We start from the raw sequence: 22,238 nt of genomic DNA on the forward strand, positions 1-22,238 counted from the left end.
GCGGCGATAAATCAAACTGACACAAGCCGTTAACGTTCAAGTTACGCCGGCCCGATGTCAGCGCACCTCATCGGCAATGCCGGGTGAACGATCAGCCGGCTATCCCCTTGCATTGACGTTATCTGGACACGATTTTATACGAACGAACGTTCGTTCTCATTTTCGGGCGCTCTTGGGGGAGCCTTCATGAACTTCACTGCGCCTCAGCGATCCGAGGTCCAATCCACGCAGCAGGACGAGCGACGCGCCCATATTCTGGACGCGGCGCGCACGTGCTTCTCGCGGGCCGGCTTTCATCGCACGTCGATGCAGGAGATCTGCGCCGAGGCGAAGATGAGCCCCGGCGGGCTCTACCGCTATTTCGTTTCCAAGGACGCCATCATCGAGGCGATCGCCGAGGAGGAGCAGCGGGCCGGCCGGCGCATTCTGGAAGTGATGCTGGAACCGGGCACGCTGCACGACCGCCTGCTGCGCTGCGGCCTTGCCTACATCGACCAGATGCGCGACCGCCGGGCGGTGCAGATGATGCTCGAGGTCTATGTCGAGAGCATGCGCAACACGGCGGTCGGCGCCTTTTTTGCCAAGTGCGAAGAGGAAAACCGCAAGCTGATGTACTCCGTCTTCGCCGAGTCCAAGGCGACGGGCGAGATCGCCGCCGACGCCGATGTCGACACCATCATGATGACGCTGGTCGCTTTTGCCGATGGCGTCATCCTGCGCATGGGCCTCAACCCCGACTACGATGTGGAGCGCGCCGAGACCATCCTGTCGCGCGTCGTCACGGCGGTATTGGAAAATGAAGCGTCGGTGGGCCCGTTCCCCTTGGAAAGCCGGGGATGAAGCCACATGTGTTCGCGGATTAACTTTTGTTCATGTTTTGTGGCCGGCACGGATCGGTCACGGGGACGTTCACCAATGAAGTTCTGGGTCATGCCTCTGGCCGGCGCGTTGCTGGCAACCACGATCGTAACGTTGCCGGCGCTGGCCGAAGACACCGTCGGCGCGCCGGCGACCCAACAGGTGGTGCCGACCGTCAGCGTCGTCAAAGCCGGCCGGCAGGCGCTCAGCCAGAAGGTGGTCGTCACCGGAACGCTGGTGGCGCGCGAACAGGTGCTGGTGACACCGGGCATCGAGGGGCTGAAGATCGAGAGCATCGCCTTCGACGCCGGTGACCGGGTGGAGGAGGGCGCTGTGCTGGCGCGCCTCGCCGTCGATACCATCGACGTGCAACTGGCCCAGAACACCTCGCAGCTTGCCTCCGCCGATGCCCAGATCGCCCAGGCGCGTGCCCAGATCACCTCCGCCGAGGCGTCGGCGACCCAGACGGCCCAGGCCTTCCAGCGCGGGCAGGACTTGGTGAAAACCAACGCCATCGCCAAGGAAGATTTCGACCAGCGGCAGTTGGCGACCGCGCAGGCAAAAGCGCAGGTGCTGGTCGCCCGGGAGACGCTGGCCTCCGCCGAAGCCGGGCGCAAGCTCGTGGAAGCGCAGCGGGCCGAGCTCGAACTGCGCCGCTCCAAGACCGAAATCAAGGCGCCGCGCGCCGGCCTCATCCTCAGCCGCAGCGCCGTGGTTGGGCAGGTGGCGGCGGCCAGCGGCACCCCGCTGTTCGTCATTGCCGAGAACGGCGACATCGAACTCGATGCCGACGTGACCGAGACGCTGCTGCCCGAGCTCAGCGTCGGCCAGAAGGTGGCGGTGCAGTCGTCCGGCTCTGTCGCCTCGGTGGACGGCGTCGTGCGCCTGGTGCAGCCGGAGATCAACGCCACCACCCGCCTTGGCAAGGCGCGCATCGCGCTGCCGGACGGCAAGGGCCTCAGGGTCGGCGCTTTTGCGCGCGGCACGGTCGAGGTGGCCCACACCGAGGGACTGGTGCTGCCGGTGACGGCGGTGACCGACCAAGAGGGCGTGCCGACGGTGCAGGTGGTGAAAGATGGTGTCGTCGATACGCGCAAGGTCAAGACCGGCCTTACCGATGCCGGCCTCGTCGAAGTGAAGGACGGTGTCGCCGAGGGTGAACTGGTGGTTTCCAAGGCCGGTACGTTCCTGAGGGGCGGCGACAAGGTGAAGCCTCAGATCGTCGAGGGCATGGGAGTGAAGGGATGAACTGGAATTTTTCCGCCTGGGCGATCCGCAATCCCGTTCCACCCATCCTGCTGTTCGTCTGCCTGATCGCGCTGGGGCTCTATTCCTTCGCTCGGCTGCCGATCACCTTGATGCCCAACATCGACCTGCCGCTGATCTCGGTGACCATCACCGATTCCGGTTCGGCGCCGTCGGAGCTGGAAACGCAGGTGACCAAGCCGGTGGAGGATGCGCTCGCCGGCGTCAGCGGCGTGCGCCACATCACCTCGACGATTACCGATGGCGCGTCGACCACGGTGGTCGAGTTCAACCTCGATGTCGCGACCGACCGGGCGCTCAATGACGTCAAGGACGCCGTCGCAGAGATCCGTAGCGATCTGCCGGGGACGATCGACGAACCGATCAGCCGCCGCATCGACGTCGAGGGCCAGGCGATCATCACCTACGCGGCGGCCTCGCCGGCCATGACGCCCGAGGAACTGTCCTGGTTCGTCGACGACAAGGTGATCCGCGACCTGCAATCAGTGACCGGCGTCGGCCGTGTCGAACGCATGGGCGGCGTCAAGCGCGAGATCCAGGTGCAGATCGACCCCGACCGGCTGATGGCGCTCGGCATCACCGCCGCGCAAGTCAATTCGGCGCTGAAGGCGGTCAACATCGACCTGTCCGGTGGCAAGGGCGAAGTGGGCGGCCAGACGCAGGCCGTGCGCACGCTGGCCAGCGCCCATTCGCTCGCCGATCTCGCGGCGACGCGGCTGCCGCTCAGCGACGGCCGCAACATTCGCCTTTCCGACGTCGGCAAGGTGGTCGACCTTTGGGCCGAGCCGAAGTCGTTCGCCCGGCTCGACGGCCGGCCGGCCGTGGCTTTTGCCATCTACCGCGCCAAGGGGGCAAGCGATGCCTCCGTGTCGGTCGCCGTGGGCAAGGTGGTCGACAAGCTTTCCAAGCAATACCCCGATGTGCAGATGAAGCGCATCGACGATTCCACGGTGCAGACCTACAACAGCTTCGAGAACTCGATGAAGACGCTGATCGAGGGCGCGCTGCTCGCCGTCATCGTCGTCTTGCTGTTCCTGCGCGACATGCGCGCCACCATCATCTCGGCCATCGCGCTGCCGCTGTCGGCCATTCCCACCTTCTTTGCGCTCGACATCCTGGGCTTCTCGCTCAACATGGTGAGCTTGCTCGGCATCACGCTGGTGACCGGCATCCTGGTCGACGATGCCATCGTCGAGATCGAGAACATCGTCCGCCACATCCGCACCGGCAAGAAGCCCTATCGCGCCGCCGTGGAAGCGGCCGACGAGATCGGCCTGGCGGTGATCGCCATTTCGACGACCATCATCGCCATCTTCTCGCCGGTCAGCTTCATGCCCGGCATCCCCGGCCAGTATTTCCGGCAGTTCGGCCTGACGGTGGCCATCGCGGTGTTCTTCTCGCTGCTGACCGCCCGCCTGATCACGCCGATGCTGGCCGCCTATTTCATGAAGACGCCCTACACCGGCGACGGCGAGGATGGCCGGCCCGTCTATCGCGGCTTCGTGCGCACGGCGCTGCGTCGGCTGATCTGGTTCGTGCCGCTCGGCGTGCTCGCCTATCTCGGCATCAACTGGCTTGGGGATCACGGACCGCTGGGCGACAAGTCCGGCATCTTCGAGGGCATCGACGCCAGCGTCGATTTCCTGACCCATTCCGGCGGCGAGATGACGGCGCTGTGGGTGGCTGTCGGCGTGGTGTTCTTCGCGCTGTTCTCAGCCTGGCTCACCCGGCCGCACCCCGAAGAGCACGAGGGCGGGCCGTTCGTGCGCGCCTATGCCGCTTTCCTGAAGGTGACGCTATGGTCGCCGAGGGTGAAAGTGCGCGGCCACGTGCTGAGTGTGCCGGTGATGCCGGCCGTCACCATCGTCGCCTGCCTTGCCACCTTCGTGTTCGCCATGGGGCAGGCCGCCAAGCTGCCGACCGAGCTGTTCGCGCCGGGCGATCAGGCGCGCATCGTTACCTCCATCGAACTGCCGCCGGGCTCGACGCTCGACGACACCCAAGGCGTGACCGATACGATCAGCCAGCGCATGCACGCCCTCCCGGAAGTGAAGAGCGTGTTCGTGATGGGCGGCACCTCGCCGACCGGTACGCTGGAAACGCGCCGCGCCGCCGTCATCGTTCACCTGGTGCCGCGCGATGAGCGCACGCAGACGCAGAAGCAGATGGAATACAAGACGCAGCAAGTGCTGCGCACCATCCCCGACATCCGCTTCTTCTTCGTCAACGAGCGTGGCGACCGCGAGGCGACCGTCGGCGTGCTCGGCAAGGACGGTGGTGCCGTGGCCAAGGCCGCCACCGCGCTGGAGAACGACATGCGGGGCGACCCGATGTTCTCCAACCCGTCGGCGCTGTCGTCCTTTGCCCGGCCGGAGATCCGCGTGACGCCGCGCCCCGACATCGCCTCCGATCTCGGCGTGTCGACGGATGCGCTGTCGCAGACCTTGCGCGTCGCCACCGTCGGCGATGTCGATGCCAACCTCGCCAAGTTCACCGACGGCGACCGGCAGATCCCGGTGCGCGTCGAGCTCGACACGGCGGCGCGCGGCAACATCGAGACGCTGGCCGCCTTGAAGATCCCCACCGCCTCCGGCACGCCGGTGCCGCTGTCGGCGGTGGCCGACATTGGCTTCGGCCAGGGGCCGTCGACCATCGACCGCTATGACCGGGCGCGCCTCGTCAAGGTGGGCACCGATATGATGGCGGGCTATACCTCGGGCCAGGGCCTCGACAGGATTGCCGCGCTGCCGGCGGTGAAGGCCTTCCCGGCTGGCGTCTCCATCCAGAACACCGGCGATGCCGAGATCCAGCAGGAGATCTTCGAGGCCTTCGCGGTGGCGATGATCTCCGGCCTGACCATCGTGTTCATCGTGCTGATCCTGCTGTTCAACAGCGTGTTCCAGCCGATCACCATCCTGGGCTCCATTCCGCTGTCGATCGGTGGCGTGGTGGTGGCGTTGCTTGTCAGCGGCTACGCGGTGTCGATGCCGGTGATCATCGGCATCCTCATGCTGATGGGCATCGTGACCAAGAACGCCATCATGCTGGTGGATTTCGCCGTCGAGCGGCAGAAGCACGGCCTCAGCGAAGCCGAAGCGATCATCGACGCCGGCCGCAAACGCGCCCGCCCGATCATCATGACCACCATCGCCATGGTGGCCGGCATGTACCCGGCGGCGCGCGGCACCGGCCAGGGCGCCGAGTTCATGGCGCCGATGGCCACCGCGGTGATCGGCGGCCTTCTGGTGTCGACCGTGCTGTCGCTGGTGTTCATCCCCTCGTTCTACCTGATGATCAACCGCCTCAACCGCGCCACCGCCTGGCTGTTCGGCAAGCTCGCCTCGCCGAACGAGTCGGATGAGCACGAGATGAGGGACGAGGTTCGGGACGCCCACGACGCGCCGCCAGCACCGGCGCGGCCGCATCTCGTGACGTCATCGGCGCCGCTGGGCCCTAGTCCCAAGCTGCTCGGCCCCGACGGGATGCCGCTCGCCGCCGAGTGAGGATGGGGTGGGAAGGAATAGGAAGCCGCGTTCTTCACGGAAGTGAGGGGCGCGGTTTTCGTTGGGTGAGGAAAATGAGCCACAGCTCAAGACCTACACGCTTATCTCTTCAGGTTTTAGGAAAGTACCGCTCCTATGGAGCCATCCATAAGAACGCGGGCTTCGGCTTGAAGAAAGTCTACGCCAACAACAAAGCGCCCAAAAATTTAATTCAGTGAACGGTTCCGGAGATCACTCGGTGGGGCGCGAGAGTTATGAACGCCTGCTTCCTAAGTAAAACAGGATAGCAGTCAGCAAAAAAATGCTGTACCAGTAAAGATCAGGCCGTACAAGAAATAATTCTCACTTTCTGTTAAATACACAACAGATCCGTGAGTATTTAGAGGATAAATTCTTCCACTATCGGGAGACGCGTTTCTATCGTAGTGAGTATCAAAGTGCCACCAAACAAAAAATGATGTGAACCAGAAACAAAGTGCCAATACACCGGAGAGTAGCCTAAGTGTTTTCATATTGATACCAGTGTTTGTCTGATGTATATTTACCATTAATTTACATAAGTTAATGTTACACCGCCAGTTCCAGAAACCGGAGTACCAGCACCTAGGCCTAAATAAACGTTTCCTCCAGTGACCCCGCTGCCAGTGTATACATCACCACCGCCGACTATGCCTTCACCCGCGGCCCCACCAAGGGCACCAAACGGTCCACGCAAATCGCAAATGGTCGCTCCGTTCGAACCACCGACTTGAATGCCCCCTGATATACCTGCGCCGCCGCCAGGCCCACCTCCACCACCATAATACCACCCAACGTTGCCATTGCTATCAAAGGCAATTCCACCAAAACCCACCCCACCAATCCCGACCGGACCGTAGAGCGGAATGTTGATGCTCCCGGAAATGCCTATATTTACTGTCCACAAGCCGAGCGGATCGAAGTGATTAATCGGGTCTTCCCCGACATATCCATAGAGATTCCTCGCCGGATCTCCCCTTTCTCCAATAGGATCCCGACTGATCCACCTTCCAACTTTCGGATCATACGCGCGATAGGTCGCCAGTCCCAGCCCGCTATCCGGTTCGTTAAGCAGGCCGGCATAGCCGAAGTCGGCCAGCGAAGCGGTCGTTTGCAGCGGCATGCCATAGGGATCGTAGCTATAGGCGGGAGCGCTGGTCGGGCTCGCGAACGCCCGACGCACCGAACCGAGCTGGTCGACGCCGTAGAACAGCGACTCCGGTGAACTGCCGAGCAGCCGCTCGCCCTCGGTGTAGTAGGCTCGCTGCGGCTGGTTGGACGCGTCGCGCGCCTGGCAGGGTTTGTCGCCGCACCAAACGTAGTTGCTGGCAACCGCCGCTCCGCCGCCGGCCGGTGTATGGCTGATGGTTGTACGCCGGCCAAGCCCGTCGTAGGCAAAGGTCGTCGCCTTGCCGGGCGTGGCCGGATAGGCGATGCCGATCAGCCGGTTGTCGGCATCCCAGCTATAGCTGCGCGTTCCGTCCGAGGTCAGGTTGCCGTTGGCGTCGTAGGTGAAGGCCTGCCCGGTGAGGTCGGTGAGCTCATTGACGGCATTGTAGGTCGCCGTCTGCGTGCCGGCCGGCGGATAGGCCGTGGCGGTGTCGCTGGTCTCGGTGATGCCGGTAATCTGGTTTTCCGGCGTCGTGTCGAAGGCGAAGTTGGAATACTGGCCGGCTGTCAGGCCGGTGTTGCCGATTGATGCGAGGCGACGATCGCCGCTGTTCGGCAGATAGCCCCAGGCGGTCTGGAGCGTTGCGCCCGTGCCGCCGAGCTTGCGCAGAACCGGCTGCCCGGTTTCGCCGAGATAGCTGAGCGTAAAGGCGCCGAGGTCGCTGTCATGTTCGCTCAGGCGGCCAAGGGCATCGTAAGCGAAGGTCTCGGCGCCGTTGCCGGAGACGGCCTTACCTCAGTACAAAACGATCATTCTCGTAATCTAGGGTCTTGTCTTGAAATCGGGATATATATTCGTCCGGAACCGTAAGTGCGATCTCTATGCCACCAAGAATAAGAAAATCAGCTGGAACGATGTCATCTCTATTTAAGTAAAATCCAATCGCAGGCTGTGACTCGACCATTCCATTATTGAACTCCGAGTCGATCCAAACAAGCGCAGGAATACCTTCCTTATTGTATCTTATTTTATGCTCGGCAATTAGATTATCGATTTTATTCTTTGCCTCGTCAGAAATGGAGAGCCGAAAATCGTTGGACATGTTCATCTCCTCATGTTGTCGTTTAGGAGAGAACCTCCTTGGATCAACGGGCTCGTATAGTGCAGAGCGTCTGGGGGGATACGCTGAACAAATTGTACGGATACCTGAAATGTGCCAAAATCGTAGATCGCAACGGCAGTCATATTGGCCCCTGGATACGCCAACACCCTTTCACCCCAGTTTCCCGCCACCTGTACCGGAGCACTACCGCAATTTGATGATCCCGGCGGTGGGACAGGCGGGATAGTGAGGCTGGTCGGAGAACTGGGGTACCAACCGAGCGGATCGATGGAGTTTATCGGATCTCCCTGGACATATGCGTATAGATTCCCGCTGGATCTCCCCTTTCCCCAATCGGATCCCTGCTAATCCACCTTCCAACCCTTGGATCGTACGCCCGATAGGTCGCCAACCCCAGCCCGCTATCCGGCTCGGTGATGAGGTCGGCATAGCCGAAGTCGGTCAGCGGGGCAGTCGTTTGCTGCGGCACGCCGTAAGGGTCGTAGCCATAGGCGGGAGCGCTGGTCGGGCTCGCGAACACCCGACGCACCGAACCGAGCTGGTCAACGCCGTAGAATAGCGATGACGACGAACTACCGAGTAGTCGCTCTCCCTCAGTGTAATAAGCCAGTTGCGGCTGGTTTGACGCATCGCGCGCTTGGCAGGGTTTGTCGCCACTCAGTCATAGTTGGCGCCACCGTCGTTCCCGCCAACTTCGTTATTCTGAAATAATTCTCAAATATCAGAAGAGTGAGTTTCTTGCTCTGGCGACCTAATATATTTATGAGTTTCCACCCGATACATCAACCGGCCGCAAGTTTGGCATTCTTGGGTGCTCCCCTCCACGATTAACTCGCGAGTTCCACAATCGGTATGACAAACCGCATAAGAGACATAAACATACTCCGGGAAATCGGCATCAGCATCGGGATAATCCATGGGATCGTTCTCCCATGCGCCAAGGTTACGAACGTGAGACAGGAATTTCTCTTGCCGGGATTCACTACTTGAAAGCTCGGTGAACCGTTGCCTTATTTCAGAAAATAACATCCCCCAGTCAGACTCAATCATGCTTTGTCTCCACGTATTAACTAAAAACCGCATAAACTGGATTCCCAGGGAATGGTGACGGCAGGCGGTGACCGTTGGGCAAATGCCCGTCAGACCTGAAACTGCCGGATGTCTAGGACTACGGCTATCTTTTCAGTATAGGCCAAGAGCTTTCCGCCGGGTTTTCCCAGCAGAGTTGCTTTGCTCATCTCCATCACCCCGAGCACATCTGAATTTGGTAGAGGTCTGTCGGTCCATTCCGTCTGCCCATGCTGTTTTGAATAGACACGGAGCGAGCCCTGGTCCTTTACGATGAGGTGGACGCCCTTTTCTTTGGCAGTGACCGCGCAAACATAGCTTGGAGCCACGGGCATCGGATCGAATTTCACACTGTCGCCGATCACATCATACGACCAAATGTGTGGGGTGTCGTAGAGTATAAAATACAACTCATGTTGGTCGTTGAAACAACAAACCTCCACTTCCATAAGTGATCCTTCGTAATTTGCCTTGCGTACCTGTGATCCAACGCCTGACAGCCTTGTCATGGTTCTGGCGTCGTAGATCGAACACATATCTGAAAGAAGAGTTCCGTCATCCTTATACGAGACCCGTACTTCGCTGTACGAAACTGCGAGATACTTGTCATTTGAGGCTATGTATAAGGGAATGCCGATGGCTGAGATCGACCAGCATCCTCCCTCGAAAATGCCGACCTTACACTGCTCGCCGCGCATTTCCTCGATCGGCGAAACAATCAATCGCTCGCTGGAGAATGCCACCAAATCAAACACGTGTTCACGCCACTCATCTGGGATTGGGATTGTCCGCTCACTTGAGACGATGGCGACCGAGGTGTCTTGCTTCCGGACAAGGACAATGAGTCCGGCATCGTCACACCAGTCGCAGGCCAAGATCTCATCGTTTGGACCGGTCGGGTAATGCTGAGCTACGGCGATATTTGATTTCGTCATCTCGGAAACAGCCCAGCGTAGTGGATTATAAAACATACCACCAGGCGGCCGGCTCTGCATCCTCTTGAAAAGGATACGGCTTGTTCGACACGGAAATCACTCCGCCATCCTGATAGGCAACGAGTATGAACCCAGGGATGGCTCCCGATTCAACGGAGCTTACGACGTTTGCCAAATCGATATTGTCTGGAGCATCCCCGTCGGAGACAAAGAAGAAATAATCCAGTTTTGTTCCCCATAGAGTGTTCGATTTTTCAAGCATTTCTGCCAAATCGTGCGGTGATGCTGTTTCCTTAAATCTCTGTTTTCCTGCTCTTATCTTGGTTATGACGAGTTTGCGGGTCGAAATAAACGCGCAGATGGACGTGACGTCATGATGGATGCGCTTCATCAGCATGTCCTCCTCAGCTGGTACGCCCCACGCCGTGAATGACTGTTGGTCATCGAGAGCGCACGCTCGAAACCCGCTGCCAGCGCATTCGGTATCGGCAGGCTATATTCAAACACTGATGAACCAGAGCCTTACTTCCGGTGACTCCGGAAATGTGCCAATTCATTTTGCAATCGGCAGGCGTAGCGTCTCCCTGTAGGCTCTTTTCAGTGGCGGCGCGCAAATTCCTTGGGAGGGGAGAGACGTCATGAAATACCTCGTTGCCATCGGCACAGCCGGATCTTTGCTCGCCTCGGTGGCTTGGGCGCAGGACCAGCCCATTCTCTCGGCCCAAGTGGCCAAGACGCTGGCGTTGGACGGGTTGTCGTTCAAGGATCTCGATCGCAACGGCGGGCTTGATCCTTATGAGGATTGGCGCCTGCCGGCGTCCGAACGCGCCGCCGATCTCGTGAAGCGCATGACGCTTGAGGAGAAGGCCGGGCTGATGATGCATGGCACTGCTCCATCCATCGGCGCCGGCGCGGGCATGGGGGTCGGTTCCGGCTATGATCTCGACCGCGCCAAGGACATGATCGACGGGAAAAAGGTCGTCACCTTCATCACCCGGCTTGGTGGCGACCCCGCCGTTCTGGCCGGTGAAAACAACAAGCTGCAGGAAATAGCCGAGGCGGGTCGTCTTGGCATTCCGGCGACCATCAGCACCGATCCGCGCAACCATTTCCAGTTCGTGCTCGGTGCAAGCGTCGCGGCCGGTGGCTTCTGGAAATGGCCGGAGACCTTGGGTTTCGCGGCGATCGGCGACGCGGCGCTGGTTCGGCGGTTCGGCGATATCGCCCGGCAGGAATACCGCGCCGTCGGCATCCAGGAAGCGCTGTCTCCCCAGATCGATCTGGCCAGCGAACCGCGCTGGCCGCGCATCAACGGCACCTTTGGCGAGGATGCGGGAATAGCCAAGGCTATGGCCGAAGCCTATGTGGCCGGATTCCAGAATGGCGAGGCCGGCATAAACCGTGACAGCGTCATCGCCGTCGCCAAGCATTGGGTCGGCTACGGCGCGGCGAAGGACGGCTATGACAGCCACAACGCCTATGGCCGGCATGCCACGTTCCCCGGAAGCAATTTCGCCGAGCATCTCATTGCCTTCGAGGGCGCCTTCAAGGCGAAGGTCGGCGGTGTCATGCCGACCTATTCGATCCTCGACGGCGTCGTCCTCGATGGCAAACCGCTTGAGCCGGTTGGCGCCGGCTACAGCAAGCAGCTTCTGACCGATCTCTTGCGCGGCCACTATGGCTTTGATGGCGTCGTTCTCACCGACTGGCTGATCACCAATGACTGCAAAGGCGCCTGCCTTGACGGCGAGAAGCCGGGCGTGAAGCCGACCTTGAACGAAGAGACCTTCGGCATGCCCTGGGGTGTCGAAGATATGAGCCGCGTCGATCGCTTTGCAAAGGCCGTCAATGCCGGCGTCGACCAGTTCGGCGGCGTGACCTCGTCGGATCTTCTCGTGGAGGCCGTCAAGCAGAACAAGATCGGCGAGCAGCGCCTGGATGAATCGGCAACCCGGATCCTGATCCAGAAGTTCGAGCAAGGCCTGTTCGAGAATCCGTATGTCGATCCGCAAAAGGCCCAAGCGATCGTCGGCAACCCGACCTTCGCCGCTGAGGCCGCCGCCGCGCAGGCCCGCGCCATGGTGCTGCTCGACAACAAGGCCAAGCTTTTGCCGGTCAAGGCGGGCCAGAAGGTGTTCCTCTACGGTGTCGACCCGAAGGTGGCCACGGCGCGCGGCTTCACGGTCGTTCAGACCGCTCACGAGGCCGACTTTGCGCTGGTGCGCCTGAATGCGCCCTATCAGCAGCCGCATATGAACTATTTCTTCGGCTCGCGGCATCAGGAAGGCGATCTCGACTTCAAGGACGGCAATGCCGATTTCGAGGCCTTCAAGAGCGCCGCGAAAGAGGTTCCGACCATCGTCACCGTCTATCTGGGGCGGCCAGCCATCCTCACCGGCATTGCCGACCAAGCCGGCGCCCTAATCGGTAATTTCGGTGCCGCCGACGAAGCCCTGTTCGATGTGATCGAAGGAAAGCAGAAGGCGGAAGGCAAGCTACCTTTCGAGCTGCCGTCCTCGATGGCCGATGTGTTGGCGCAGAAATCCGATGTCCCGCACGATACGCGTCATCCGCTGTATCCGATCGGCTACGCGATGCCATATTGAGGGGGTGGACGGCATGGTAGCCTGCCTTCGTCCCTGTATTTTGCTCCGCCTATGGGCTCACCCTACGGGGCGAGCTCATATGGCTCGGACGGTATGCCCCGCGCCTCAGACGCGCCGGATGAATTGAGCCGATCACGTTCCCACTCACCCTGTTAGATCTCATACCCCTATAAGGTCACTACTTTTACAGGTATGAGGCGCCGCGTACTCTCTCCGCATCACAACAGTGGAGAGTGCTGCCATGCGTGTATTTCTGACAGGCGCGACGGGCTTTATTGGCTCGCATGTTATCTCGGAACTTCTGGCCGCCGGGCATGAGGTTCTGGGCATGACCCGGTCCGACAAGGGCGCCGAGGCGCTGGCGGCGGCGGGTGTCGCGGTTCATCGCGGCGAGCTGGAGGATGTCGCCAGCATTCGGGCCGGCGCGGCCCAGGCGGACGCGGTGATCCATACGGCGTTCGACCATGATTTCAGCCGGTTCGTGGACAATTGCGAGAAGGATCGGCGGGTGATCGGGGCGCTGGGCGATGAGCTCAAGGGTTCGGATCGGCCGCTGATCATCACGTCGGGCGTCGGCATGGGCGAGCGCGAGCATGGGGCGCCGGCTGTCGAGACGGTGTTCAACCTCACCCATGCCAATCCTCGCATCGCCTCCGAACAGGCCGGCAACGCCGCGCTTGAGAGCGGCGTGGATGTGCGCGTCGTTCGTCTTCCCCAGGTCCACGACACGACCAAGCAGGGGCTGATCACGCCGTTCATCGGCATTGTCCGCGAAAGAGGCTTTGCCGCCTATCTCGGCGAAGGCCTCAACCGTTGGTCGGCGGCGCATGTTGGCGACGTCGCCAAGCTCTACGCCCTGGTGCTCGACAAGGGCCGGCGCGGCGAGCGCTATCATGCCGTGGCGGAGGAGGGCATCTCGGCGCGGCAAGTGGCCGAAGTGGTTGGCGCCGGCCTTGGCGTGCCGGTCAAGTCGCTCTCACCCGATGAGGCGCCGGGCTATTTCGGCTGGTTTGCTCTTTTTGCCGGCCTCGACATGCCGGCTTCGAGCGAATTGACCCGCCAGCGGCTGGGGTGGACGCCGGCCGGCCCCGGTCTGATCGAGGACCTCGAAGCGATGGATTATACCAAGACGCATTGAAAATGCCTCTTCGCATTCTGCTTGCCGATTTCTCATGTCCCTGATGCAAATGAGAAATCGGCACTGACGTCAATGAGCGGATGCGTCAGCATCTTCGCGAATTGGGAGTATTCGGCGGGAGTCGTTGCCTGAGAGCGGCGGCCTCCCACTGGGGCGGCGCCGATATTTGCGCCGGCGATCGTTTTGCGCGGCTGCCAAAGTCGGCGGCGCGCCAATGAAACGTCCACGGATTTTGCGCGGAGGGCCGTGGCATGGCACTCGTTCCGCAGATCACCTGTCGAAAATGACTAGATCCTTAGTCTATGCTCTTGCATGCTCTAGTTAAAAATATCGATGTCAAATATATATGTTTAATTATCTCAGATTATGCTTTCCGATCTGATGTATTTTTCGTCGTTCGTCAGAAAAGTTAGCGCGTCAGTAACCGGGGTTGTGGAATTGATTGCTGGTAATTGTTTGGAGGGTGCCATGACGATTGGCCGATATATAGCTCTTGGTCTTCTTGTATGCTCCTCGGCGGGGGTGAATCAGGCCCTCGCGGGGGACGACTATGCCGCCGCCGCCCGGGCCTACGTGGAACAGCATGTGGTTCCATTCCTGTCCGATCCTCTGGTGGTCGACGCGATCAACGCGCAGAACGCCAAGTATGCCGGATTGCAGCAGGCCGATGTCGATGCGCTCGACAAGAAATGGCGGGCCGAGGTTGATGCCGCCGACAAGCCGATGATCAACGAGGCGCTGTCGTCTCCCCTCTCCAAGTTCCTGAAGGAGCAGGAGGAGAAGTCGAGTGGGGCGATCACCGAGCTGTTCATCACCGACAACAAGGGGCTCAATGTCGGACAGAGCGATCCGACGTCGGACTATTGGCAGGGCGACGAAGCTAAATGGCAGAAGTCCTTCCAGGTCGGTCCGGGCACCATTTTCGTCGACGCCGTCGAGAAGGACGAGTCGACGCAGCAGCTGCAGACGCAGGTAAGCGCCACCATCTCCGACCCGAAGACCGGCGTGGCGATCGGCGCGATCACCGTCGGGCTGAACGTCGACGGTCTCTGACCCAGCGCTTGGTTGGCCGAAAAGGCCTCCGCATCGGCAAGGCGCAGTCGCTCGCGTGATTGCGCCGCCGGTGCGAGCCAGAAGAATGCGCCCCGAGCCAGCGGGGCGCGCTCCCTGTTGCGGAGAAGAAATCCATCATGCCGCGGACTTTTTCCAATTTCTCGCTGAAGGCCAAGATTGCTGCCATCCTGACGGCGGTGATCCTGCTGGTGATCCTCGCGACGGCCCTGGTGTCGCTGCGTAGCACCACCACAATCATGGGCGAGGAGTTCACCGACGCCCGCCTCCAGATGACCGACTTGATCGCGGCGGCGGCGGAAGGTGGCGTCAAATGGAAGAAGAAGGACGTCGTTTCCCAGGCCTATGCCGAGTTCATCCAAGAGCCGACGCCACCGCTGCTGCGCGTGCGCGTGCTGGCGGCTGACGGCTCGGCGATTTCCGATTTCGCGGGCAATGCCGACACCGCCACGTTCGACGCCCAGGCTGACGAGATGATCAAGGCCAGCCCCAACGACAGGTCATCTCGCGTGGTGAGTGGCGCCGTGCTGATCGTTGCGCCGGTTGGCAAGGACAAGGCCGGCAGCCCGCTGGGGCATCTGGTCGTCGCCTGGCGCACAGATACTCTGTCGGCCTATATCAATGCGCTGACGATCCGGGTTGCGCTGTCGCTGTTGGGTGGCGCCGTCGCGATGATCGTCATCGTCCTGATTTTCATGGGGCGGGTGATCACGCGTCCCCTCGGTTTGCTCAAGCAAAGTATCGGTTTGCTGGCGAGTGGCCGTTCGGATCTCGAAGTTCCCTACCGTGGGCGGGCCGATGAAATCGGCGAGATTGCCGCCGCCGTCGAGGTGTTGCGCCTCGGCGTGCAGGACCGGATGCGCCTCGAAGACGAGCAGCGGCGGAGTGTCGAGCAGCATCGCAGCCGCGACCAGCGATTGAGAGATCTGTCGCAGGCGTTCCATGACGCAGCAACCCGCATGCAGGGTACGGTCGATCAGCAGATGACCGCGCTGAAGGCGACGGCGGAAGGGTTGTCGACGACGTCAAGCGATACCCGGCGCCGGGCCGAGGCGATGCGCGAGACGTCGAACTCGGCGTCGTCGAACGTACGCACCGTCGCCGAGGCGGCCGAGGGGCTCTCGAGCTCCATCCAGGAAATCGGCGATCAGATCCGCAAGTCGACTGAGGCCGTCGCCGAGGTCGATGCCGAAGCGGCCTCCTCCTCGGGGCAGATCGCCGCGCTCAGCGAGGCCGCCGATCGTATCGGCGCCGTCGTCGACCTGATCCGGGGCATTGCCGCGCAGACCAACCTGCTGGCGCTCAACGCCACCATCGAGGCCGCCCGCGCCGGCGAGGCCGGCAGGGGCTTCGCGGTGGTGGCCTCCGAGGTCAAGGACCTCGCCGGGCAGACCGCAAAGGCGACCGACGACATCGCTTCCCAGGTGGCGCAGATCCAGAGCAGCACACGCACGGCCGTCGAAGCGATCCAGGGCATTACGGTCAAAATCGGTTCGGTGAAAGCGCTCGCCGATGCCATCGACGCCGCCGTGGCTCAGCAGGCCGTGGCGACCGGCGAAATCAGCCAGTCGATCGCCACCGCCGCCGAAGGGACCAAGATGGTGGCCGGCGAAGTGGAGACCGTGGAAGCTGCCTCGGCGGAAACAGTCACGGTTGCCAACCGGGTCAACGCCACCGCCCACACGGTGGGGCAGGGCATCCGCGAATTCGGCGACATCGTCGAGGAGTACCTCACCAACTCGGCCGCCGCCTGAGGCTGGCTCGCAAGGACTCTCTTCAAGGCCGCGTCCCTCCCTAACGTGAGGGGCGCGGTTTTCGTTTGAGGGTGGTATCGGGCGGGGCAAATGCTGGAACCGCCCGTCATTCCGATCCTGAATTTGCCGCGCGTGGAGGACGCCTAGAGAAAATTCACATGTTAACAGCGGCTATTTACGAGTTGATAAGTAACACGTGCATTAAATTCCTTCGATAAGGGGAATGGACCACGACCTGATCTGATGTCAGGGAGCGAAGTCCTCGGAGGAGTGAGCATGCGTTCATTGACGATCAAGGCCAAGATAACGCTTCAAATCGTATCGTTTTCACTCGGACTCGTCTTGGTTGCGGTTATCTGTTTTATCGATCTCCGCGCCTCTATGCTTGCCGAGCGCAAGCAAGCGATCCAGCAGGTCGTTGAGGGCGCAGTATCCCAGATCCAGGGGTTTTATGACGCAACCCAAAAGGGGGCGATCACCGAGGATGTAGCCAAGCAGCGCGTGGCCGATCTCGTGCATACCCTGCGCTATGCCGGCAACAGCTACCTCTTCATTTACAACTACAATGGCGTGACGGAGCTGCACGGCACAAAGCCCGAGCTTGAGGGCCAACAGCGGATGAATGAGGTGGATGCCAATGGCTTTGCCTTCATCCGCGATCAAATCGACAAGGCCAAGGCGGGCGGCGGCTTCACCAGCTATTTCTATCCCAAGCCGGGCAACGACAAGACGCCCTACGAGAAGATCACTTATGATGCGCCGTTTACCCCTTGGAACTGGGTGGTGGCTTCCGGTGTCTATGTCGATGACATCGACAACGCGTTCTACGACCGGCTGGTGTCGATCGGCGGCGGCATCCTGGTTCTGGTCATGGTCCTGTGTGGCGTCGGCCTGTTCTTCATCCGCTCGATCACCCGGCCGCTGGGGGAACTGTCCGTCGATGTGCGCCGGTTGGCGGATGGTGATCTGGATGTCCAGGTTGCCATGTCGGAGCGCCAGGACGAGATCGGCGCGATTGCCAAGAGCGTCGTCTACATGCGCGACAAGCTGGCCGACGGCCGCCGCCTCGAGGAAGCACAGAAGCAGCGCGACATCAGCGACCGGCGGACCGTCGAACGCCGCGCCACCGTCATCGACCGGTTCGTCGCCGACATGAGCCACCTGTCGGAAGCCTTTGCGCGCTCGTCCACCGAGGTGGCCGATTCCGCCAAGAACCTGTCGGCGACCGCCGAGGAAACCTCCCGCCAGGCTCAATCGGTGGCCGGGGCAGCGGAGGAAGCGTCCGCCAACGTTCAGACCGCGGCGGCCGGCACCGAGGAACTGTCGGCCTCCATCCAGGAAATCGCCAAGCAGGTGGAGCATTCGTCCCGGATTGCCCGCGAGGCGGCGCACGAGGCGGAAACGTCGGCCATCAATATCCAGTCGCTGTCGTCTTCGGCGCAGCAGATCGGCGAGGTGGTCGTGCTGATCTCCAACATCGCGGCGCAGACCAACCTTCTGGCGCTGAACGCCACCATCGAGGCGGCGCGGGCCGGCGAGGCGGGCAAGGGCTTTGCCGTCGTCGCCGCCGAGGTGAAGCAGCTCGCCGACCAGACGGCCAAGGCCACCAGCGAGATCGGCAGCAAGATCGGCGAGATCCAGTCGGCAACCGGCGTCGCGGTGGAGTCGATCTCGCGCATCGTCGATACGATCGGCACGATACAGTCGACGTCCCAGGCGATCGCCGGCGCCGTCGAAGAGCAGGGCACGGCCACCAGCGAGATTGCCGCCAACACGCAGCGCGCCGCCAGCGGAACCACCGATGTGACGCAGAACATCGCCGGCGTCGGCACCGCCGCCGAGATGACCGGCGCCGCCGCGACGCAGCTGATGAGCCTGTCGGAAAACCTCAACGGCGAGTCGGCCAAGCTGCGCGAGCAGGTGCAGAGCTTCATCGCCGACCTGAACGCCGCCTGACGGGCAGCCAAAACTCAGACAGCCGCGTCCTTCGCCCAGGCGAGGGCGCGGTTTTTGTCCGGCGGCAGGGTGGCGCCGAGGCCGCCGCTGAATGTCGCCCAGGCGGCGGCATGCTCGTCGCGGACGCCGGTGAGCAGCGGCGTGCCGGCCAGCATCGCCCGGCCGAACAGCGAGCGGAAGCCGCCGCCATCGATCTCCGTCTTGCCGAAGCGGCTCAGGATCAGAAGGTCGAGGCCGGCGTCGATCTGCCGTTCGAGATCGCCGGCGATCTCAGCCATCGCCGCCGTGTCGAGCTTGCAGGAGGTGGAGAGCGGTCCGAGGTTCTGGGCGATCGACCTGATCTGGCCGTCCCCGAGATCGACGACCGCCATGCCCTTGGCTCCCCCCACATCGCGCGTCTGAACCACGCCGCCGACCCGGATGCCGGCGGCGCTGAGGTCGCGCGCGACACCGGCCAGCAACGCATCAATGTCGGTTCCGGGCGGGTAGAGGATAGCGGCGATCTTTGCCATGTCTGCGTGTAGCTCCCTACATCCGGTGGCTGGTCGGTCTTGGATCAGCCTAGCCCCGGTTTCCAACCCTGTCAAAATTGCCCTTCCTGTCAAAACATGCAGGAAACGCCCTTTTTCTGCAAACAACCTGCAGTCGTCTTCTTGTGGATGTGGCTAAAAGTGTACAAGCGGCTGCGCCAAATTCAGGGTTTGTAAACCACCCGCATAGATAGTGATCGGAGTCAGGATTCAAATGAATTGTGTTACGGATGTCGGAGGGGCGAATGGCGGCGTGGGACGACTTTCAGGGCCATACGAAAGCCTACTCGATCGATGAGGCGGCGAGCGCCGAACTTCGTGCTGCCTGGGCGATCCTCGATCCCAAGATGGGCGACATTCTCTCCGTCTTCTATCAGCGCTGGGAGCGGGAGCCGAAGCTGGCCGGCCTGGTGCGCGGCCGGGTCGATCACCTCAAGAAGGCGCAATACGACCACTGGAAGCGGCTGTTCTCGGCGCGCTTTGACCGCGACTATTTCGAGAGCGTGCACCGTGTCGGTCTCGCCCACGTCCGCATCGGGCTGGAGCCGCACTGGTACATTTCCGGCTACAATCATGTGCTGGAGCAGATCTCGGCCATCCTGGGCCAGCGAGCCCGCTTCTCCGGCGCCAAGGCGGCACGGATGATCTCCGCCGTCACCAAGGCCGTGATGCTCGACATGGACATCGCCGTCTCCGTCTACGGCGAGACGCTGATCCAGCAGATCACCGATCGGCAGCAGCGCGTGCAGGAGGCGATCGGCGATTTCGATTCCCAGATCAACTGCTTGCTCGGCAAGCTCGGCAAAATGACATCCGACCTCGGCAGCAGCTCCGGCGAGCTGGAGGAACAGGCATCGGCGGTGACCTCTCGATGCGATAGCATTAGCACCTCGCAGGAGGCCGCGGGTAATGCTATTTCCACCACCGCCGCCGCCACCGAGGAACTGCACGCCTCGATCGGCGAGATCGGCCGTCAGGCCGAGGTATCGCTGACGGTCTCCTCCAAGGCCGTGGAAGGCGCTCGCCAGACCGCCGCTTCGGTGAAGGGACTTTCCGACGCCGTCGACAAGATCGGCTCGGTGGTGGAACTGATCTCCTCCATCGCCGCCCAGACCAATCTTCTGGCGCTCAACGCCACCATCGAGGCAGCGCGGGCCGGCGAAGCCGGGCGGGGATTTGCCGTCGTGGCGTCCGAAGTGAAGTCGCTCGCCTCCCAGACGGCGCAAGCCACCGAGGAGATCACCGGCCAGATCGCCGCCATCCAGCAGGCGACGCAGCAATCGGTCAACGACATCTCCGGCATCACCGACACCATCGCGGAAGTGTCGCGTATCGGCACGGCCATCGCCGCCGCTGTCGAGGAGCAGTCGGCGGCTACCGCCGATATCGCCAACTCGGCGATGGGCGTCTCCAAGTCCTCGGACGTCATCGGCGCGGCGATCGGCGAACTGGTGAGCGCGGGCCACAAGACCACCAGCTCGGCGGAGCGCGTGTCGTCCATTTCGCACGAGCTTGTCGAACAGGCGGGCGTGCTGAGGCAGAGCGTCGCCACGTTTACGGCCAAGGTGGCGCAGAAGTAGCGGTTCTACCGCCCGCGGCATTGGCATCGGCTGATGCCGTCTCGGAGCAAGTGGGGCGCCTGTGTCAGCAGGGCCTCAAACTCCCAATTCGCTCTACGAGCGCTTCTTTCCGATTACCATCGAGTTGGACCGGCCAATGGCCGGCACCTGCTTACCTGGCAGAACCCGCAAGCCAATGAGGGCTCTGGCCTTTTGCTTTCTGTCATTGGCCGGCATGCGAGAAAGCGGCAATATCCGAGATCTTCGGCACGTCGTCGGCGCTGAAGGCTTGTCCGTCAGTCCCTGATTGAAGTGGGATCATGGATCAGGCAGCTCATACCAATTTGCGAAGATGCTGACGCATCCGCTCATTGAACCATTGTCGATTTCTCATTTGCATCAGTGGCATGAGAAATCGACAAGCAGAATACCAAGAGGCATTTTCAATGCATCTTGGTATCAGGCGCGCCGCGAGGCTGCCGACGATCCGGCTCGGGGTACTCGGCAAGATGATGCAGAGCCGCGCGAGACTGATCGATCGAAGGCCGACCCAACAGATAGGGACGGCGAAGGATCCCCCAGACCGCTGCCATGACGGCGATTGAGAAATAACCGTCGATGGCATAATGCCAGCCGAACAGCACCGATCCCATTTCGATGAGGATCACGATGATCACACCGACAATGGCCAAGATCCGACTGATCTCAAAGGCGACCAAAGCGCAGAGCGTCACCATGGCTACATGCAGGCTTGGAAAAGCCGAAATGCCCATGCCGAAGCCTGACGATCGGGAAACGTAGAGGTCCCAGAGATAGGTTTGTATGTCGCGGATGCCGCTTCCGTCTGGAAGTGTGTGGGCGCCAACGGCGGCCAGCACCGATGCGAAGCGATCCGCGTTACCGGTGACTTGTGCGAAGAAGGCCGGGCCGGCACTGATGGCGAGCCATGCCACGACATTGCCGAGCACCGCCCAGGCGAAAATGTAGCCGATGAAGAACCGCTTACGGATGTCCGGGGTTGGGGCTGCCACCGCCATCCAGAAGACGAAGCCGTCGACCCACAGCATCCAGCCGGGTCCGTAGATAGCCGCGAAAAAGCGCCAGACGACGCCATAGTCAAAGACGCGATGGAGGAAAACCGCCGGATCAACTCCTAGATGCAACCAGCGATCGAGGTCCGCGAGCGGGACATCGGCCGTGAATCCGCTGAGGCCGATGAAGGATTTCATCGCCGTGAATGTCGCCATGAAGGGGACGAAGGCTAGAAGCAACACAAGGCCCGCCAAGATGCGCGCGGCACGCCTTCTGTCGATACGGGAGCGGAGCCAATCCGTTGGATGGTGTGGATCGGCCAATATGGATCGTATCAGCAGTCCGGCGATGATGATGGCCGGTAAGGTAACTATATCGAGTATCACTAAGCTGATAGTATATTCTATAAAAAGATTTTCAAATATATGTCCGGCCGGAATCAGAATGATGTTTGCGGATAGGATGTAAATTGCGATCATTGAGTATATTTGTCGATCGCCTATAATTTCATTTTGCGTAAGTTTCAATAACGTCTGCATTTTAAAATTTCCCTTCACGCAATGAATACGCAGGAGGGTGATATGAATAACTAGCTAGAGCGCCGTCGCTCAAGGCGTTGAAAACTGAGCGAAAAGTATCCGCTCCGACAAATGCACTTGCGATGCTCACTTGGCGATCTGGTGATCGAGGCTGATAGGCGAATGCGGTAA

General features: G+C 61.1%; 18 protein-coding genes. 10 read left to right on the forward strand and 8 right to left on the reverse strand.

Annotated features, from left to right (window positions below; translation table 11 throughout):
- Window positions 1-186: 186 nt before the first annotated feature.
- The 3 genes from AB6N07_RS10835 to AB6N07_RS10845 all read left to right on the forward strand — a co-directional run bounded on the left by AB6N07_RS10835 (window position 187) and on the right by AB6N07_RS10845 (window position 5,627).
- On the forward strand, window positions 187-840 hold the full coding sequence (locus tag AB6N07_RS10835; RefSeq protein WP_370677816.1) for a TetR/AcrR family transcriptional regulator: 654 nt from the start codon (window positions 187-189) through the stop codon (window positions 838-840).
- A gap of 75 nt (window positions 841-915) precedes the next feature.
- Window positions 916-2,106, forward strand: coding sequence for an efflux RND transporter periplasmic adaptor subunit (locus AB6N07_RS10840; protein ID WP_370677817.1), 1,191 nt, complete (start codon window positions 916-918; stop codon window positions 2,104-2,106).
- Window positions 2,103-5,627: an efflux RND transporter permease subunit gene (locus AB6N07_RS10845; RefSeq protein ID WP_370677818.1), complete on the forward strand. Its 3,525-nt coding sequence runs from the start codon at window positions 2,103-2,105 to the stop codon at window positions 5,625-5,627. Before AB6N07_RS10840 ends, AB6N07_RS10845 begins: the two co-directional genes overlap by 4 nt.
- A gap of 547 nt (window positions 5,628-6,174) precedes the next feature.
- Here the strand turns inward: AB6N07_RS10845 and AB6N07_RS10850 are convergent.
- Window positions 6,175-7,089: an RHS repeat-associated core domain-containing protein gene (locus tag AB6N07_RS10850; protein ID WP_370678218.1), complete on the reverse strand. Its 915-nt coding sequence runs from the start codon at window positions 7,087-7,089 to the stop codon at window positions 6,175-6,177.
- Here AB6N07_RS10850 and AB6N07_RS10855 point away from each other — a divergent pair.
- Window positions 7,003-7,344 carry a hypothetical protein gene (locus AB6N07_RS10855; RefSeq protein WP_370677819.1) on the forward strand — a complete coding sequence of 114 codons (342 nt, stop codon included), beginning with the start codon at window positions 7,003-7,005 and terminating at the stop codon, window positions 7,342-7,344. The two genes, AB6N07_RS10850 and AB6N07_RS10855, sit on opposite strands and share 87 nt — an antisense overlap.
- 202 nt (window positions 7,345-7,546) lie before the next feature.
- Here AB6N07_RS10855 and AB6N07_RS10860 read toward each other — a convergent pair whose 3' ends face one another.
- The 5 genes from AB6N07_RS10860 to AB6N07_RS10880 all read right to left on the reverse strand — a co-directional run bounded on the left by AB6N07_RS10860 (window position 7,547) and on the right by AB6N07_RS10880 (window position 10,273).
- Complete coding sequence (locus tag AB6N07_RS10860) at window positions 7,547-7,858, reverse strand: hypothetical protein (RefSeq protein WP_370677820.1); 312 nt, start codon at window positions 7,856-7,858, stop codon at window positions 7,547-7,549.
- Between the two features lie 295 nt (window positions 7,859-8,153).
- Window positions 8,154-8,408: an RHS repeat-associated core domain-containing protein gene (locus AB6N07_RS10865; RefSeq protein WP_370677821.1), complete on the reverse strand. Its 255-nt coding sequence runs from the start codon at window positions 8,406-8,408 to the stop codon at window positions 8,154-8,156.
- A gap of 185 nt (window positions 8,409-8,593) precedes the next feature.
- A complete protein-coding gene (locus AB6N07_RS10870; protein ID WP_370677822.1) occupies window positions 8,594-8,929 on the reverse strand; it encodes a hypothetical protein in 336 nt (111 codons plus the stop codon).
- Between the two features lie 89 nt (window positions 8,930-9,018).
- Window positions 9,019-9,882, reverse strand: coding sequence for a hypothetical protein (locus AB6N07_RS10875; protein WP_370677823.1), 864 nt, complete (start codon window positions 9,880-9,882; stop codon window positions 9,019-9,021).
- Window positions 9,883-9,907: 25 nt separating this feature from the next.
- The gene (locus tag AB6N07_RS10880; RefSeq protein WP_370677824.1) at window positions 9,908-10,273 is read right to left on the reverse strand and encodes a hypothetical protein; all 366 of its coding nucleotides are present in this window, start codon (window positions 10,271-10,273) and stop codon (window positions 9,908-9,910) included.
- A gap of 247 nt (window positions 10,274-10,520) precedes the next feature.
- Between AB6N07_RS10880 and AB6N07_RS10885 the strand changes: the two genes are divergently transcribed.
- From AB6N07_RS10885 to AB6N07_RS10905, 5 genes are all read left to right on the forward strand, one after another.
- A complete protein-coding gene (locus AB6N07_RS10885; protein WP_370677825.1) occupies window positions 10,521-12,488 on the forward strand; it encodes a glycoside hydrolase family 3 N-terminal domain-containing protein in 1,968 nt (655 codons plus the stop codon).
- Window positions 12,489-12,729: 241 nt separating this feature from the next.
- A complete protein-coding gene (locus AB6N07_RS10890) occupies window positions 12,730-13,626 on the forward strand; it encodes an SDR family oxidoreductase (RefSeq protein WP_370677826.1) in 897 nt (298 codons plus the stop codon).
- Window positions 13,627-14,094: 468 nt separating this feature from the next.
- Entirely contained in the window at window positions 14,095-14,679 is a 585-nt protein-coding gene (locus tag AB6N07_RS10895) for a hypothetical protein (RefSeq protein WP_370677827.1), read from the forward strand.
- Window positions 14,680-14,816: 137 nt separating this feature from the next.
- Window positions 14,817-16,451: a methyl-accepting chemotaxis protein gene (locus AB6N07_RS10900; protein WP_370677828.1), complete on the forward strand. Its 1,635-nt coding sequence runs from the start codon at window positions 14,817-14,819 to the stop codon at window positions 16,449-16,451.
- 276 nt (window positions 16,452-16,727) lie between these two features.
- Window positions 16,728-18,407 (forward strand): methyl-accepting chemotaxis protein, encoded by a 1,680-nt coding sequence (locus AB6N07_RS10905; RefSeq protein ID WP_370677829.1) that lies wholly within the window; start codon window positions 16,728-16,730, stop codon window positions 18,405-18,407.
- 14 nt (window positions 18,408-18,421) lie between these two features.
- On the opposite strand, the gene AB6N07_RS10910 is transcribed toward AB6N07_RS10905, so the two are convergent.
- Window positions 18,422-18,919 carry a DUF2478 domain-containing protein gene (locus tag AB6N07_RS10910; RefSeq protein ID WP_370677830.1) on the reverse strand — a complete coding sequence of 166 codons (498 nt, stop codon included), beginning with the start codon at window positions 18,917-18,919 and terminating at the stop codon, window positions 18,422-18,424.
- Between the two features lie 263 nt (window positions 18,920-19,182).
- On the opposite strand from AB6N07_RS10910, the gene AB6N07_RS10915 reads away from it, so the two are divergent.
- Window positions 19,183-20,517, forward strand: coding sequence for a protoglobin domain-containing protein (locus AB6N07_RS10915; protein WP_370677831.1), 1,335 nt, complete (start codon window positions 19,183-19,185; stop codon window positions 20,515-20,517).
- A gap of 422 nt (window positions 20,518-20,939) precedes the next feature.
- Here the strand turns inward: AB6N07_RS10915 and AB6N07_RS10920 are convergent, their stop codons facing one another.
- Window positions 20,940-22,067, reverse strand: a complete 1,128-nt coding sequence (locus AB6N07_RS10920) for a phosphatase PAP2 family protein (protein WP_370677832.1) — start codon at window positions 22,065-22,067, stop codon at window positions 20,940-20,942.
- Window positions 22,068-22,238 lie beyond the last annotated feature (171 nt).

The organism is Pleomorphomonas sp. PLEO, from assembly GCF_041320595.1.
Lineage (GTDB): Bacteria > Pseudomonadota > Alphaproteobacteria > Rhizobiales > Pleomorphomonadaceae > Pleomorphomonas.

Coding starts and splice junctions, on each gene's coding strand:
- AB6N07_RS10915 (WP_370677831.1), top strand. CDS start 19,183: ATGGCGGCGTGGGACGACTTTCAGGGCCATACGAAAGCCTACTCGATC.
- AB6N07_RS10920 (WP_370677832.1), bottom strand. CDS start 22,067: ATGCAGACGTTATTGAAACTTACGCAAAATGAAATTATAGGCGATCGA.
- AB6N07_RS10875 (WP_370677823.1), bottom strand. CDS start 9,882: ATGACGAAATCAAATATCGCCGTAGCTCAGCATTACCCGACCGGTCCA.
- AB6N07_RS10910 (WP_370677830.1), bottom strand. CDS start 18,919: ATGGCAAAGATCGCCGCTATCCTCTACCCGCCCGGAACCGACATTGAT.
- AB6N07_RS10855 (WP_370677819.1), top strand. CDS start 7,003: ATGGCTGATGGTTGTACGCCGGCCAAGCCCGTCGTAGGCAAAGGTCGT.
- AB6N07_RS10905 (WP_370677829.1), top strand. CDS start 16,728: ATGCGTTCATTGACGATCAAGGCCAAGATAACGCTTCAAATCGTATCG.
- AB6N07_RS10880 (WP_370677824.1), bottom strand. CDS start 10,273: ATGAAGCGCATCCATCATGACGTCACGTCCATCTGCGCGTTTATTTCG.
- AB6N07_RS10835 (WP_370677816.1), top strand. CDS start 187: ATGAACTTCACTGCGCCTCAGCGATCCGAGGTCCAATCCACGCAGCAG.
- AB6N07_RS10845 (WP_370677818.1), top strand. CDS start 2,103: ATGAACTGGAATTTTTCCGCCTGGGCGATCCGCAATCCCGTTCCACCC.
- AB6N07_RS10890 (WP_370677826.1), top strand. CDS start 12,730: ATGCGTGTATTTCTGACAGGCGCGACGGGCTTTATTGGCTCGCATGTT.
- AB6N07_RS10900 (WP_370677828.1), top strand. CDS start 14,817: ATGCCGCGGACTTTTTCCAATTTCTCGCTGAAGGCCAAGATTGCTGCC.
- AB6N07_RS10885 (WP_370677825.1), top strand. CDS start 10,521: ATGAAATACCTCGTTGCCATCGGCACAGCCGGATCTTTGCTCGCCTCG.
- AB6N07_RS10870 (WP_370677822.1), bottom strand. CDS start 8,929: ATGATTGAGTCTGACTGGGGGATGTTATTTTCTGAAATAAGGCAACGG.
- AB6N07_RS10840 (WP_370677817.1), top strand. CDS start 916: ATGAAGTTCTGGGTCATGCCTCTGGCCGGCGCGTTGCTGGCAACCACG.
- AB6N07_RS10860 (WP_370677820.1), bottom strand. CDS start 7,858: ATGTCCAACGATTTTCGGCTCTCCATTTCTGACGAGGCAAAGAATAAA.
- AB6N07_RS10895 (WP_370677827.1), top strand. CDS start 14,095: ATGACGATTGGCCGATATATAGCTCTTGGTCTTCTTGTATGCTCCTCG.